This window comes from Temperatibacter marinus (genome assembly GCF_031598375.1).
Classification (GTDB): domain Bacteria; phylum Pseudomonadota; class Alphaproteobacteria; order Sphingomonadales; family Kordiimonadaceae; genus Temperatibacter; species Temperatibacter marinus.
In genome coordinates, this window is the sequence record NZ_CP123872.1 from 2130448 (window position 1) to 2145508 (window position 15061).

Sequence of the window (15061 nt, forward strand, 5' to 3'; positions counted from 1 at the left end):
AACAGAAAGGAAAGAGAGACATGACCAAACTTCATATTCTCGTCGTAGAGGATGAAGAGAATATCGCGCTCAATATCGCGGATTACTTTGAGCCTAAGGGTCATGTTCTGGATTTCGCTATTAACGGAGAGCAGGGGTTAGAGATGGCCCTTGCTCATCCTTATGACGTGGTGCTTTTAGACGTTATGTTGCCAAAGATGGATGGATTTACAGTCTGTGACACTATTCGAAGAAAAAGTACGCGTCAGGTGCCGATCTTAATGCTTACAGCCCGAGATACAGCTGATGAGAAAATCTCAGGATTCCATGCTGGCGCGGATGATTATTTAACCAAACCTTTTTCACTTGGCGAGCTGGAGGTCAGATGTATTGCTTTATCAAGGCGACATTTACTCAATATTGATCATGTCTTAGACTTGGGTGACTTGAAGATTGATAGAAGTGCGCAAAAAATATGGCGGGAAGGGAAAGAGATCACTCTTAAAAAAATTGGTTACGATATTATGGATTTGCTGATTGCAGCCCATCCAAAAACAGTCAGTCGATCAGAAATTATTCAGAAAATTTGGAGTGACGATCCCACGGAATCAGATGCCTTGAGATCCCATATTTATCAGTTGCGTACTGCTCTTGATAAGCCGTTTTCTACCCCGATCATAAAAACTGTGCACGGGGTTGGTTTCGCCCTTGATATAAGTGAAAAAAATAAAAGGAAAAACTCATGAAAAAATCTATCCAGCCTGAGTTTATTCTAAAAGTTTGCATGATTGCCTTGGTGACATCTGGCGTCTTCATTTTCATGAATTTCATTTTCCTATTTGTTGTTGAGGATGCCTTTCTTAGCAGAAATTTAAACAAGGAAGCCCAAGTATTAGAGAGCCATTACAGTAATGCTGGCAGCTGGAAACAGCCTGAAAGTAAGTCGATGAAACGCTATGAAACAGCAGCAAGTCTCCCAGATAATCTCGAACGACTGATGAAAGAAGAACCTGATAGGAGTGAATTTTACGGTCAAGAAGGGCGGCATTATCATCTAGCAACACTGTCTGATGGCAGCTATCTGGTTTCGGAAGTCAGTCAGCAGTTGTTAGTGAGGCCAATGCGCAAAGGGCTTTTTGTCGTCTATGGTGTTTTGTCGTTACTTGTGACAGTCATCGCTTGCTTGGTCGCCTATGGCATGGCGCGGAAAACCATAAGACCCATTACACAATTGGCCAATGAAGTCGCGAGCCTAGAGCCTTCAAGAGCCCCCGAAACATTTGCAGAAGGGTACCCCAAAAACGAGATTGGTCAATTAGCCCATCAGTTAGAAAATTCTATGCAGAGGATTTATGCCTTTGTGCAGAGGGAACAGAATTTTTCACGAGATGTAAGTCATGATCTTCGCACCCCACTTGCCGTGGCCTCTGGCGCCATAGAAATTCTGGAAACACAGGAGGAGACAACTCAAGAGCAAAAAGCTTTACTAGAGCGGATTAAGCTTTCTCATGTGCATATGTCTTTGACCGTCAGGGCATTGCTTTCAATGGCAAGAGAATCGTCATCTGTGGATCTGGTAGACCAGAAAGTCATGCCAATTGTTGAACAAACAATTCTACAATATGGGGATAGATTAGAGGGAAAACCAGTAAAATTAGAGGTATCTGTTCCGTATGCAGCAACGATTGCAGCAGCTAATGGTGTGCTTGAGATCCTCTTATCAAATATTCTCGGGAATGCATTTCAGTATACAATGGAAGGCGCGGTCCATGTGACATTCAAGGACGGAGAGTTGACCATTTCTGATACTGCGGGGGGGATTCCTGAGGCGTTGAAATCAACCCTTTTTGAGGCAAATTCAAAGTCTGAGCATAGCAGTGGCTATGGCCTTGGACTTTCAATCGTAAAACGACTGTGTGAATATCATTCTATTGATCTTTCCATAACTCATCTTGAGGGAGGTACGGCAATATCTTTGAAGTTCAATTCCAAAGTATCGTAAAATCATCATCCAAAGCACACTGAAGAGTGGATTCTATGTATGGCCTAGGTTGAGCTTTTTTTAGCAGAGTGATGTTTTGCAAATAAATTAACATTTTACCCTAAAACAGTTGTAGGAAGTTTATTCTATAACTAATGTTAACAGTTCTAAATATCTTGTTTGAGGGTGGAATATGAAAAATTTAAGAGTAACTTTGCTGTTAGCCTTTATTGGCGCGGCTTTATTGCCGTCTACTATTATCAGTACTGTAACTTTTCTTCAGGTTTCTGAATCCTCGCGAGACTCTGCTTTTACTTCTATCGACCATGAAGTGAAGCAGGTTGAAAATAATTTCATCACCTTTTTTGAGCAAATCGAAAATAACGTAAACTATCTGTCAAAGCATCCTATGGTTGCCGGTAATTTGAAGTCGGTTCAAGGATTTATGAATTTGGAGGGCGCTGCCTCTTTTAAGCCTGATCAAGAGCAGGGGACGATGTCTGCAGAAGATTATGCAGCAAATGCTGATTTGTATAAGCTTTTTGTAGATTTTGCCGAAACACACCCAAATTTGGCATATATTTATGCGGGAAGTGAGCAAGGCGGTTATATCCAGTGGCCTTCTGGTACAGTGACAGATCATTATGATCCAAGAGTTCGTCCATGGTATGAAGCCGGCATTGTTGCTGAGCAAGGGCCGAAGAGAGCACAGGCTTATTATTGGGCGCCAGATGAGACAGCAATCTTATCAACAGTCGCACAGATCAAAAGCCCTTTAGGAGATCTTCATGGTGTTCTGGGAATGGATGTTTCCCTTGTTGGGTTAACAAAGATTGTGAATTCTATTAAAATTGGCGAAACGGGCTATTTGATGGTCGTTGAAGACAGCGGGAATATTCTGGTAGATCCTAGCAATTCAAATCATAATTTTAAGAAATTATCCAGTGTAAAAGAGGGCGTATTTCAGCCGCTTATCGAACAGCAACAGCAAGTGTATGAGATCACAATTGATGAAATTGATTATTTTGCTGTGGTCCGTAACTCTGACGTGCTGGGGTGGAAATTCATCGCTATTCTCAATCAAGATGATGTGAACAAGAATACTGACTTTTTACTTTTAACATCTTTTTTAATCACATTATTAGTTGTGGGGGTGTTTGCAGGGATTAGCTATTTTCTCTCGAAACGCATTTCAGGCACAATAGACAGCCAGCATGACGAGCTTCTAGAAATGAATAAATCCATAGAAGAGAGGCGATTAAAAGAATTAGAAGAAATTGAAGCTCGTAAAGTTATTGAGCAACAAAGATTAGAGGAAGATGCCAAAAGAGAGGCGGACGCAATCTTGCAAAAAGAGCAACAAGAAAAAGAACATCAAATTACTCTTGCGCAGGAACGGAATATGATTGTCTCTAAATTCGAAGGTGCTATGAAGGAGGTCATTTCTAATCTCTCTATGTACGGTGCAAAACTCAGTCAGGCTTCTTATGAAATGCAAACAGCTACTCAAGCATCCTCAGATAGCACAAGCGCAACTTTGGATAATATTGAAACGGCCTCGACAATGGTGTCGTCTATGGCCTCTGATACAGAACAATTGCTTTCGTCTATTACAGAAGTCACGTCTGAGGTTCAGAATGCTCAATCCGTTTCAGTCCATGCAAAGCAACGTGTGAATGAAGCGGCGAAGAATGTTACTGAGCTTGAAGAAACATCTAAAGAAATTTCTCAGATCATTACTGCAATTGATACCATCGCTGAACAGACAAAATTGCTCGCACTCAATGCGACAATTGAAGCGGCGCGAGCAGGGGAGGCTGGGAAAGGGTTCTCTGTCGTTGCCAGCGAAGTCAAATCTTTGGCATCACAAACGGAGAGCGCAACCCAACAAATTTCGTCGATCGTGAACCAGATTGGTGCAAAAACACGTACGACGGTTGAAAGTGTTAAAAGTATTGAGGAATCGATCGCTCAAATATCGGAAGCATCTGATGTGATGGCACAGTCCATTAATCTTCAAAATCAGGCTACGCACGATATTACTCATAAAGCCCAGGAAACTCATTCTGTGACCAATGAAGCTCAGATGACAACGACGAGTGCACAGCAGGCATCTGAGAGAAATATGGCAAGCTTTGCTCTTTTAGAAGAAGCAACACAGGATATCTTCAAGCAAACGGATTTCCTTATAGACTCTGTCGATTCACTAAGTAAAGAGCTGTTAAGAGAGAGCGATAACGATGATGACGATGATGGCATTGAGCTCTATTGATAATGGCGGCCTTCTTCTAAAAAGAAAGCTGCAGAACATCTGTCGTTCAACTTAGTCTCAAGGGTCTTGAAAAAACAAGTGTAGAAGCAAGTAAATCTGAAATGTTACGTTTTTTTGCAAGGCAGATCGTTAAGGGTCATTCGTCTTGTGAATGCACCTTTTCATCGCAATCCCATTGCAGATAAATTCAGCCCCGCCTACGTGAAGACTTATAAGCACTAGAAGTTTTATTTAAGGAAGATAGATGAAGCCACTATACAAGTCTATGTTGATGGTGACAGTAATACTAATGGGGGCTACCTGTCCTACGAGTTCCAGTCCCAAAGAGGGCAGTGACGCTCTTGAGCTTGCTATCCCGAATGGCCCTTATTTTGGTCAGGTCACACCTGGGTCTACGCCTCAACCATTTGCCCCAGGTATTGTGTCAACAAAGCGCTGGGATTACGGGGGTACTTATACTCATGATATGAGTGAGTTTTATTTTTTGAGAGAAAATAAAGAGACAAAAAAACAAGAATTTGTTGTTTTTAAGAATAAGAATAATCGTTGGTATGAAACAGTTATCTCACGAAGAGTTGGGCAGCCTTTTGTCGCTCCCGGCGATCAAACCATTCATCTAGGGCGCCGTTATATTGAGCGATCTGATACAGGATTGTCCGAAGTGAAAAGCCTTGGCGCCCCTTTTGATAAGTACCTGATTATGCGACTCTCTGCGTCTGCACAGGGCACTTACGTCTTTGATCAAATCATCAGAAATAACGATGGGGGGTATAATGATGCTCCTATTCATGTCTCGCGCCTCATTGATGGGAAACGGGAAACACCGAAACAGATGAATAATGAGATTAATGCCGGTAAATGGAATTCACATCCCTTTATTGCGCCCGATGAAAGCTATCTTCTCTGGGATAGTGAGAGAGAAGGCGGATTTGGTGGTAATGACATTTATGTAAGCTTTCGTCAAAAGAATGGTTCTTGGGGAAAGGCAATTAATTTAGGTGATAAAATCAATACACCAGGATGGGATGCTGCTGCCAGTGTAACTCCAGATGGCAAATATATTCTCTTTCACCGCAGTGTCGATCCTGATGGCGATGATAACGTGGATATCTATTGGGTAGAGGCCGCTATTCTAGAAACGCTCAGAGACCAAGAATGAATTTCAGTGGAAAGAAAGTTCGTATCAAACGGATGAGGATATTAGCGAAGTGAGGAGAAAAGGATGGAGGCGCGAACGAGAATCGAACTCGTGTACACGGATTTGCAATCCGCTGCGTCGCCACTCCGCCATCGCGCCATCCTTGTTCCTCTGTGGCTTGCCAACCGTCTGTCAGCTTGAGGTGGGAAACGTATAGTGGGGAGAGGGTGTTCGGTCAATAGACTTTTTTATAGTTCCGGAAAAAATATCTCATTTTGTCCACAAGAATCTATAAAAAGCACATAAAATCCATTGTCACAGGGATTGAAGAACAGTATAAGACGCGGTAAAAGAAAATGCAGGGATTTGTAGGCCTGCCTTTATATTAGTAGAAGGAAGATATCGTGACAGATTTCGTAACAGCTAGAACAGCGATGGTGGATAGCCAATTGCGTCCTAATGAAGTGAATGAAACATCAATTACCAAAGCGATGCTTTCTGTTCCTCGTGAGCGCTTTGTTCCGAAGGCAAAACGCGCTGTTGCTTATGTTGATGAAGATATCGAAGTTGCCAGTGGTCGTTATATCATGGAGCCTCGCGTTTTTGGTCGCTTGCTTTCTGCAGCTACCGTTCAATCGACAGACCTCGTCTTGGATATAGCACCTGCAACAGGCTATTCTTCTGCTGTTTTATCGCAGATGGCTGACGCAGTTGTTGCATTAGAGGCTGATAAAAAATTGGTCGAATCAGCGGAAAGTAAGTTGGCTGAAATTGATGCGGTGAATGTGGCCGTTATAGACGGCGATATGGCAAAGGGTGTCGCAAAACAAGGGCCTTTTGATGTGATTGTCATTAATGGGGCTGTTGAAGAGGTGCCGAAAGCCTTGATCAAGCAACTTAAAGACGGTGGGCGACTTGTATGCGTTTTGATCGAAGGCGGTGTTGGTCGCGGACATTTGGTGAAGAAAACTGAAGACGGCATTGAAGCCCGTCACTTGTTTGATGCAAATGCGCGCCCTGTACCAGGGTTTCAAAAAGAAGAAGCCTTTACATTCGCGTAAGTATTTTTATCTGGGGCGGTGCTTACCCCCTTGATATTTTTTAAAAAAGTCAAATATTGGTAAGGAATTTTTGACAAATAGGTCCGTAAGGATTTAAACTGCGTATTGAGTAAAATAACTCGTTCTAGATTAGTATAGTATCCCGCTAATTTAGAAATTAAAAATAATAATGATAAGAGGAAACGACAGGAGAATAACAATGAATAATAAGGGACTTGTCTCTCGCCTTGCTATTGCAGCTATTTTGGGAACATCATTCGCGGGAACGTCTGTTTCTGCAGACACACTCAAAGAAGCTTTAGCAAAAGCTTATAAAACCAATCCAACATTGATGGCTCAGCGTGAAGCGCTGAAAGCGACGGATGAAACTGTTGCGCGTGCACGCAGTGGTTACCTGCCATCTTTAAACGGATCCTATACAGATGTGCATAGCAGGCAGGAAGATTCCCGCCTGAATGCCTCAGGAAATATTGATAATTCTAAATCACAGCGCCGCTCTTTATCTTTGACAGCGCGTCAGAATATTTTCTCAGGCTTCAGCACGCGTTATGCTGATAAACAAGCGCAAGAAAATGTGAAAGCAGGTGTTGCTCAGCTGCTCAATACAGAACAGCGTGTTATGCTGGACGGTGTTACGGCTTATATGAATGTACTCCGTGACAAATCTGTAGTTGAGTTGAATGAAAATCAAGTGAAAGTTCTTGAGCGTAATCTTCAAGCTGCGCAAGATCGATTTCGTGTTGGTGAAATTACACGTACTGATGTTGCTCAATCTGAAGCGCGCTTAGAAGGTGCTAAATCTAATTTGCAGTCGGCAGAAGCATCGTATGCATCTAGTCGTGCAACCTATCAACGTATTGTTGGCGAGCTGCCGCAAACGCTTGAAAATCCTGACGCTTTGCCTAAGCTACCAGCATCTCTAGATGATGCAGTTGTAATTGCGACAGAGCAGGCGCCAGGCGTCATGATTGCCCGACATACAGAACGTGCGGCTGCTTACGGTGTAAACCGTACACAGGGTTCGTTATATCCTTCTGTAGACTTGTCTGCTAACTTTACACGCAATATGGAACCCCATAGCAGCTTTACAAATTCTGCGTATAACAGTCAGTCTGTAACCTTGAGTGTAACTGTGCCGCTCTATCAAGGCGGGGCTACTTATGCTGATATTCGTCGAGCAAAGCGTGTTAAGTCACAGCGCCGTCTTCAAATTCTAGAAGCGGAGCGGACTGCGACAGCTAACACATTCATTGCTTGGGATAATCTCAGAGCTGCTTCAGGTCGTATTAAATCTTCTCAAGCACAAGTTCGTGCCAATGAGATCGCTTTGGAGGGTGTTCGTCAAGAATCAGCTGTTGGCTCAAGAACAACATTAGATGTATTGAACCAAGAGCAAGAATTATTGAACGCTCGTGTGGGGCTTATTCGTGCTCAACGTGATGAGTTTGTTGCGGCCTATAACTTACTTGCTTCAACTGGACAGTTAACCGCTAAGTCTCTGGGGTTGAGCGTTGAGTATTACGATCCAAAGAAAAACTATAAAGCCGTAAAGAATAAATTTATCGGTGGCTAGTTAGGGAAAATTGAACTGAGGAAAAGGAGCTTTTTTAAGCTCCTTTTTTTATTTTCTTGTATCTTATTGAAAAATGGCCTTTATTTTGCTTCTTACTTCTGAGAAAGTAAGGTAATGAGTCATAAATGTACCACTAAGAGGCTTTTTTAACCTTTTATGTGCAATTATGAGTAACAATTATTGACAGAAGACTCCCTGTTAGATAACAATTTTAATGTTATGGGAGTGGAGCGACTGGCTGGCATATGAGCGATACAGACGAAGAACCAACTATGGAAGAAATTCTGGCGTCCATCCGCCGGATTATATCTGACGAGTCTGAAGAGGAAGACTTACCTCAAGAAGAAGCTGCTGATGAAGTGGCTGATGAAGTCGTGCCTGTAGCAGAGCCTGAACCTGAGCCAGAACCAGAGCCAGAGCCAGAGCCAGAGCCAGAACCTGTTCCGGAAGTATTCGAAGAGCCAGAGCCCGCGCCCGCGCCTGCGCCTGCGCCTGCCCCTGCGCCTGCGCCTGCCCCTGAGCCGGCACCAGCACCTGTTGCAGCCATGGAAGAAGATATTCTTGATTTAACAGAGCACGCACCTCAAGAGCCTGTTTATGAGCAACCAGCAGCATATGCAGCACCGATGAATGCTCCTGTTGATCCGATTGTGTCTAATTCTACCGAGCAGATCACTCAAACTTCGTTTGAACAGCTGACTCATATGATGGTTGCAAATTATCCTGGAGCTGAGAATACTTTAGAAGGTTTGGTTCGTGAAATGCTGAAGCCAATGCTTCAGGGCTGGTTGGATCAGTATTTGCCGGGTATAGTACAAGATGCTGTGGACCGTGAAGTCGCAAGGATTTCTCGAAGAAAGTAGCATAGATGTAGGATGAATTTATAAAAGCCTCAGTATTTGCTACTGGGGCTTTTTTAATGTCAAAAGGGATTGGTCGTTGACCTTAAGACATAGAACCCTTAAAACGATCAAAATTTAAGTAAAACTGCGGAAAATGCAGCCTTTAATATAGAGAAAAAACTATGGCACTCGACAAGACATATGATCCGAAAGAGATTGAGACAAAATGGTACGCCCACTGGGAAACTTCTAATGCTTTTGCTGCTGGAAAAGGTGCAGTCGATGGCGCAGAACCATATGTCATCGTTATGCCGCCGCCTAATGTTACAGGCAGCCTTCATATGGGGCATGCTCTTGATAATACGCTTCAGGACGTCTTGATCCGTTTTGAACGATTACGTGGTAAGGATGTTTTATGGCAACCGGGGACTGATCATGCGGGTATTGCAACTCAAATGGTTGTTGAGCGTCAAATGGATGCAGAAGGGATTAAACGGACTGATCTTGGACGTGAAAAATTCCTAGAGCGTGTTTGGGAATGGAAAGCGGAATCAGGAGGAACCATCACCAGTCAATTACGGCGTTTGGGCGCCAGTTGTGATTGGTCTCGTGAGGCCTTTACTATGGACGAGCCTCGTAGCAAGGCTGTTCTGAAGAAGTTTGTCCAGCTTTATAAAGAAGGACTTCTCTACAAAGATAATCGTTTGGTGAACTGGGATCCTAAATTAAAAACGGCGATTTCCGATTTGGAAGTTGAACAAAAAGAAGTGGATGGTCATTTTTGGCATTTCAAATACCCTTTAGAGGATGGCTCAGGGTTTATCGAGATTGCAACAACCCGTCCTGAAACAATGTTGGGGGATAGCGGTGTTTGTGCCCATCCGGATGATGCGCGGTATAAAGATTTTATAGGTAAGAAGGTGAGACTTCCTCTTACAGACCGCCTAATCCCTGTCGTCGCTGATGAGCATGCAGATCCGGAGCAGGGGACCGGTGCATTGAAAGTAACACCAGCACATGACTTTAATGATTTTGAAATTGGAAAAAGGCACGATTTAGAGCTGATTAACGTGATGGATCAGAACGGTGCTATGACCAATTGTCCCGAGAAATATAAAGGGCTGGATCGCTTTGACGCTCGCAAGCAAATAGTTGCGGATATGGAGGCTCTTGGCCTGCTTATAAAGGTTGAGCCCCATAAACATATGGTGCCCTATGGAGACCGCGGCGGTGTTGTCATCGAACCGTGGTTGACAGCTCAGTGGTACGTAGATGCTGAAACTTTAGCGAAACCTGCTCTCGAAGCAGTGAAGACTGGCGCTACGAATTTTATCCCAAAAAATTGGGAGAAAACATATTTCCACTGGATGGAGAACATCCAGCAGTGGTGTGTTTCTCGTCAGCTTTGGTGGGGGCACCGCATTCCTGCTTGGTATGCGCCAGATGGTACAGTATTTGTTGAAGAAACAGAAGAGCTGGCGCAGGCTGCTGCTTTAGAAAAATTTGGAGAAGCTGTTGCTCTCACAAGGGATCCAGATGTTCTTGATACTTGGTTCTCCTCTGCAATGTGGCCGTATAGCACATTGGGATGGACGGGCGATGAGAGTGATACTGACAGCGAAACTGTCGCCCGTTATTATCCGAATGCAACGCTTGTCACTGGATTTGATATCATTTTCTTCTGGGTTGCCCGCATGATGATGTCTGGTATTCACTTTATGGGTGAAGCACCGTTTAAGAATGTTTATATCCATGCTCTTGTTCGCGATGAAAAAGGCGCGAAAATGTCCAAATCAAAAGGCAACGTGATTGATCCTCTTGAGTTCTGCGATAAATACGGGGCGGATGCTCTGCGCTTTACGCTGACATCTATGGAAGCCCAAGGCCGTGACATTAAGATGAGTGAGAAACGTGTCGAAGGCTATCGTAATTTCGGCACTAAACTTTGGAATGCAAGTCGTTTTTGTGAAATGAACGGGATTGCAGGCTCGAACAGTGTTGAGGCTCCTGCAGCGACTCTCGCTGTGAATAAGTGGATTATCGGGGAGGTGGCTAAAGCCGCTCAAGGGCTGACAACTGCGCTTGATGGCTTTAAATTTAATGAAGCATCCGATGCGATCTATCACTTCACATGGGGAACTTTCTGTGATTGGTATGTAGAATTAATCAAGCCTGTATTCTGGGGCGAAGACGAAACGCTGAAGGAAGAAACACGTCTAGTTGCTGGCTGGGTATTGGATCAAATTTTGGTTTTGCTTCATCCCTTTATGCCGCACATTACGGAAGAACTATGGCATGCAACCAAAGAGGACCGTGCTTATGACCTTATTCATGCCAATTGGCCTACAGCAACAGCTATAGATGTGACAGCATCTGAGGATATTGACTGGTTGACGTCATTAATCTCTGAAATTAGATCTGTGAAAGCGGAGGCAAATGTTGCCCCATCTGCTGAGGTGGATCTGCACGTGTTAAAAGCTGGGGAAGAGGCAGCTCTTGAAAATAAAATGGAAAACTACTGGGGTTTCATTTCTAAGCTCGCGCGGGTGAAGAATGTTAGTTTCACTGACCCGTCCGACTTACCAAAAGCGTCACTTCGGTTTGTTGTAGCCGGTCAGGGGTATGGAATTCCTCTTGAAGGCCTGATTGATCTTGATGCCGAACGCAGTCGTTTGAAGAAGAGTATTGAGAAGCTAAACAAAGAAGCTGGTTCTATTCGAGGGCGATTGAAGAATGCTGGCTTTGTCGCGAAAGCACCAGAGCATGTGATTGAACAGGCGAAAGAACAATTGGCTGATCTAGATGCTCAAATCGAAAAAACAGAGGGTGCTCTCGATCGACTTGGGTAAGAATGTTTCTAGTACACTGATATAAAATATTGATATAAAAGGAAAAAGGAGCCAATGGCTCCTTTTTTTGATATGCTGAGGCTATTCCCCAGTGGTGCAAAAACAGTTGAGTTTATTGCCATCTAAGTCACGAAAATATGCGGCATAAAAATTCATGCCGGGTACACCGCGGTCACCCGGGCCCCCTTCACAAGTTGCACCAAGTTCAAGGGCTTTTTTATAAACAGCATCAACATGGGCATTGCTTTCACCTGTTAAAGCTATCATTGTCCCGTTTCCAACTGTCGCCGTCTTGCCATCAAAAGGTGCAGTAATTGAAAATCCAGGCTTGTCTAAACTGCTGCCCCATACGATGAAATTACCGTCGTCCATAATACGTTTTGCCCCTAATTCAGCCATAAGGGCGTCATAAAAAGCACTGCTTTTCTGTAAATCATTTGTTCCAAGTGTCGTATAACCGATCATTATTCTCTCCTCTTTTGGTTACACAGAGTAGCCTAACGATTCAGAGAAAATAGGAAAGTAGTTTTCTGCGTTACTTCCAGATTTTTTTATAGTTGCCCGAAATGCCAAGGTCGGACCAAATGCTGTCGACTTTATCGATGACCTCTTGATCCATTCTGATCTCAGTCCCCCATTCTCGGTGGGTTTCATTGCCCATTTTATTGGTAGCATCCATCCCTAGTTTGCCGCCAAGCCCGCTTTCTGGACTGGCAAAGTCAAGGTAGTCTATGGGGGTGTTCTCAACAGTGACAATGTCTCGCACAGGATCCATCCGTGTTGATATGGCCCACATGACATCTTTCCAGTCACGGCAGTTGATGTCCTCATCGACAATAATAACAAATTTGGTATAAACAAATTGTCGTAGATAGGACCAAACACCCATCATGACGCGTTTCGCATGCCCAGCGTAGGCCTTTTTGATGCTAACCACTGCAATTCTATAGCTACAACCCTCTGGTGGAAGCCAGAAATCAACAATTTCAGGAAATTGTTGTTGGATTAGCGGGATAAAGACCTCGTTTAGAGCTTCTCCGAGGACCGCTGGTTCATCTGGTGGCCTGCCCGTATATGTTGATAAGTAAATTGGCTCTTTGCGCATTGTTATAGCTGTGATTGTCATAACGGGGAATTGTTCTACACTATTATAATAGCCCGTATGATCCCCGTATGGACCCTCATCTGCATAGTCGTCTAAGCTTATATATCCTTCTAGAACGATTTCAGCCGTGGCTGGGACTTTTAGGGGGACTGTCTTGCAATCAACCAAGGGGACTTTTTTGCCGCGCAACAATCCTGCGAATTGATATTCAGAGAGCGTGTCGGGCACAGGCGTCACGGCAGCTAGAATCGTGCCTGGGTCGGCACCAAGAACACAGGCAACAGGCAAAGGTTCTGGTTTTTCTTTCTTCCAGCGTGCATATTGTTGTGCCCCCCCGCGATGCTTGAGCCAACGCATAATGGCTTTGTTTTTGCCAAGCCGTTGCATCCTATAGATGCCTAGATTGTAATCATCTTCCTTATCCTTGGAAGGGCCTTTGGTGACCACAAGAGGCCAAGTGATTAGCGGCGCAGGTTCGCCAGGCCAGCAAGTTTGAATTGGTAGTGAGAAGAGATCAACATTTTCACCCTCTAAGACCACCTCCTGCACAGGGCCTTTAGAAACATTTTTAGGACGCATTGATAAAACTTTTTTAGCCAGAGGCAATAGATCAAGAGCATCCTTAAAGCCTCGCGGCGGTTCTGGCTGTCTGAGGAAGGCTAACGTCTCACCGACTTGTCGCATGTCCTCAGGCTTACATTCCATTCCTCTGGCAACGCGCTCGACCGTCCCAAATAAATTTACCAAAACTGGCATTGAGGATTTTTCACCGCGTTCATTCAGCACGTTTTCAAATAAAAGTGCTGGGCCTCCAGCATGAAGGACACGGGTTTGGATTTCAGTCATTTCAAGTTCAGTGGAAACCGGATGTGAGATGCGCACCAAATCACCGTCGGCTTCTAATTCATCCATAAAATCCCGTAAGCTGTTATATGCCATATGAAAAGCCCTTCAATTTATTAAGCTACATATAGTGTAAAGTCGTTTTTGAAGCTAGAGGAATTATAACTGGATACCGTCTTTAAAGGTCATTTGAGGCTCTATGCCCCCTATGTTATAAACAAGGTCAGCAGGATCCGTGATTTTGAAAAGATTAATATCTGCCACTTTTCCTACTTCTAAACTGCCGTGGGTCTCATCCATACCAAGCGCAAGTGCTGCATTCTTGGTAATGCCAAGCAAGGCTTCATCGACAGTTAAACCAAAAAGTGTACAGCCCATATGCAGCATTAATTGAATATTCATTACGGGGCTGCTGCCTGGATTACAATCTGTTGCCAGCGCGATGGGAACGCCGTATTCCCTTAAATGTTTGACGGGGGGTGTTTGTGTTTCTTTTAAATTATAAAAGGCACCAGGTAAGAGGGTTGCAACTGTATTTTTTTCTGCCATGGCCTTTATGCTTTCTAGGCTTGCATATTCAATATGATCAGCTGAAAGAGCATTGTAGTCAGCAGCAAGAGCACCACCGCCAAGGTCAGAGAGCTGATCGGCATGAAGTTTAACGTCTAGACCCTCTGCTTTGGCATAGGCAAAGACGCGTTTCACTTGCTCCGGTGAGAAGGCAATGCCTTCACAGAAGGCGTCGACTGCATCAACACATTCAGCTTCAAGAGCAGCAGGAATGATTTCAGCGCAGATATGATCAATATAGGCGTCAGCTCGGTCTTTATATTCTGGCGGTATAGAATGCGCTGCAAGTAGGGTGGTTGTTACAGTAATGCCTGTAGTGGCTTCAAGCTGGATGGCCGCCTTTAGCATTTTAATTTCATCTTCTAAAGTTAGGCCGTAGCCGGATTTTATTTCGATGGTGGTTACGCCGCTTTGGATTAATGCTTGAAGGCGGGGCAGGGATTGTTCAATAAGTTCTTCTTCACTAGCCGCTCGCGTGGCCTTTACAGTGGCTAAAATACCGCCGCCTGCTTTGGCTATGTCTTCATAGCTTGCACCGTCAAGACGGGCTTTAAATTCGCCGCTCCTATTGCCTGCATAGACAAGATGTGTATGGCAATCAATGAAACCTGGAAGCGCCCAACCCTCTTCGCCGTCTATGATGCAGTTTGAAAGCTGATCTAAAGGTTTTTTAGGGAGGTTTGATTCTGGACCGATGTAAACAATATCGCCGTCTTTGATGCCAAGGGCGGCATTTTTAATATTTCCTGTGGCAGAATCATTAGACCCTGCCATAGAAGAAATATGTATATTTTTAATGAGCTTATCCCACATTCTTCGACCCTTACCTTTATTTTTTTGGAGTCATA

At 44.1% G+C, this 15061-nt stretch carries 11 protein-coding genes and 1 tRNA gene; 8 read left to right on the forward strand and 4 right to left on the reverse strand.

Annotation, left to right across the window (positions count from 1 at the left end; translation table 11 throughout):
* Window positions 1–20 precede the first annotated feature (20 nt).
* The 4 genes from QGN29_RS09410 to QGN29_RS09425 all read left to right on the forward strand — a co-directional run bounded on the left by QGN29_RS09410 (window position 21) and on the right by QGN29_RS09425 (window position 5391).
* Window positions 21–725, forward strand: coding sequence for a response regulator transcription factor (locus QGN29_RS09410; RefSeq protein ID WP_310797600.1), 705 nt, complete (start codon window positions 21–23; stop codon window positions 723–725).
* Window positions 722–1981, forward strand: a complete 1260-nt coding sequence (locus QGN29_RS09415) for a sensor histidine kinase (protein ID WP_310797601.1) — start codon at window positions 722–724, stop codon at window positions 1979–1981. The genes QGN29_RS09410 and QGN29_RS09415 overlap by 4 nt, the downstream gene beginning before the upstream one ends.
* Before the next feature lie 172 nt (window positions 1982–2153).
* On the forward strand, window positions 2154–4232 hold the full coding sequence (locus QGN29_RS09420; RefSeq protein WP_310797602.1) for a methyl-accepting chemotaxis protein: 2079 nt from the start codon (window positions 2154–2156) through the stop codon (window positions 4230–4232).
* Between the two features lie 244 nt (window positions 4233–4476).
* On the forward strand, window positions 4477–5391 hold the full coding sequence (locus tag QGN29_RS09425; protein ID WP_310797603.1) for a TolB family protein: 915 nt from the start codon (window positions 4477–4479) through the stop codon (window positions 5389–5391).
* Between the two features lie 64 nt (window positions 5392–5455).
* Here QGN29_RS09425 and QGN29_RS09430 read toward each other — a convergent pair.
* Window positions 5456–5529, reverse strand: a tRNA-Cys gene (locus tag QGN29_RS09430).
* Between the two features lie 245 nt (window positions 5530–5774).
* Here QGN29_RS09430 and QGN29_RS09435 point away from each other — a divergent pair.
* The 4 genes from QGN29_RS09435 (at window position 5775) to QGN29_RS09450 (ending at window position 11695) form a co-directional block, all read left to right on the forward strand.
* Window positions 5775–6431, forward strand: coding sequence for a protein-L-isoaspartate O-methyltransferase family protein (locus QGN29_RS09435; RefSeq protein WP_310797604.1), 657 nt, complete (start codon window positions 5775–5777; stop codon window positions 6429–6431).
* Window positions 6432–6630: 199 nt separating this feature from the next.
* Entirely contained in the window at window positions 6631–8004 is a 1374-nt protein-coding gene (locus QGN29_RS09440; RefSeq protein WP_310797605.1) for a TolC family outer membrane protein, read from the forward strand.
* A 245-nt stretch (window positions 8005–8249) separates the two neighbouring features.
* A complete protein-coding gene (locus QGN29_RS09445) occupies window positions 8250–8867 on the forward strand; it encodes a DUF2497 domain-containing protein (RefSeq protein ID WP_310797606.1) in 618 nt (205 codons plus the stop codon).
* Between the two features lie 161 nt (window positions 8868–9028).
* Window positions 9029–11695 carry a valine--tRNA ligase gene (locus tag QGN29_RS09450; RefSeq protein ID WP_310797607.1) on the forward strand — a complete coding sequence of 889 codons (2667 nt, stop codon included), beginning with the start codon at window positions 9029–9031 and terminating at the stop codon, window positions 11693–11695.
* 81 nt (window positions 11696–11776) lie between these two features.
* Here the strand turns inward: QGN29_RS09450 and QGN29_RS09455 are convergent, their stop codons facing one another.
* From QGN29_RS09455 to hutI, 3 genes are all read right to left on the reverse strand, one after another.
* On the reverse strand, window positions 11777–12160 hold the full coding sequence (locus tag QGN29_RS09455) for a VOC family protein (protein ID WP_310797608.1): 384 nt from the start codon (window positions 12158–12160) through the stop codon (window positions 11777–11779).
* A gap of 70 nt (window positions 12161–12230) precedes the next feature.
* The gene (locus tag QGN29_RS09460) at window positions 12231–13739 is read right to left on the reverse strand and encodes a UbiD family decarboxylase (RefSeq protein ID WP_310797609.1); all 1509 of its coding nucleotides are present in this window, start codon (window positions 13737–13739) and stop codon (window positions 12231–12233) included.
* Window positions 13740–13802: 63 nt separating this feature from the next.
* Entirely contained in the window at window positions 13803–15026 is a 1224-nt protein-coding gene (hutI, locus tag QGN29_RS09465; protein WP_310797610.1) for an imidazolonepropionase, read from the reverse strand.
* Window positions 15027–15061: the final 35 nt, after the last annotated feature.

What these genes read in the sequence shown, in the direction of transcription:
- hutI (WP_310797610.1), bottom strand. Translation starts at nt 15,026, where the DNA reads ATGTGGGATAAGCTCATTAAAAATATACATATTTCTTCTATGGCAGGG.
- QGN29_RS09445 (WP_310797606.1), top strand. Translation starts at nt 8,250, where the DNA reads ATGAGCGATACAGACGAAGAACCAACTATGGAAGAAATTCTGGCGTCC.
- QGN29_RS09455 (WP_310797608.1), bottom strand. Translation starts at nt 12,160, where the DNA reads ATGATCGGTTATACGACACTTGGAACAAATGATTTACAGAAAAGCAGT.
- QGN29_RS09420 (WP_310797602.1), top strand. Translation starts at nt 2,154, where the DNA reads ATGAAAAATTTAAGAGTAACTTTGCTGTTAGCCTTTATTGGCGCGGCT.
- QGN29_RS09410 (WP_310797600.1), top strand. Translation starts at nt 21, where the DNA reads ATGACCAAACTTCATATTCTCGTCGTAGAGGATGAAGAGAATATCGCG.
- QGN29_RS09425 (WP_310797603.1), top strand. Translation starts at nt 4,477, where the DNA reads ATGAAGCCACTATACAAGTCTATGTTGATGGTGACAGTAATACTAATG.
- QGN29_RS09415 (WP_310797601.1), top strand. Translation starts at nt 722, where the DNA reads ATGAAAAAATCTATCCAGCCTGAGTTTATTCTAAAAGTTTGCATGATT.
- QGN29_RS09450 (WP_310797607.1), top strand. Translation starts at nt 9,029, where the DNA reads ATGGCACTCGACAAGACATATGATCCGAAAGAGATTGAGACAAAATGG.
- QGN29_RS09460 (WP_310797609.1), bottom strand. Translation starts at nt 13,739, where the DNA reads ATGGCATATAACAGCTTACGGGATTTTATGGATGAATTAGAAGCCGAC.
- QGN29_RS09440 (WP_310797605.1), top strand. Translation starts at nt 6,631, where the DNA reads ATGAATAATAAGGGACTTGTCTCTCGCCTTGCTATTGCAGCTATTTTG.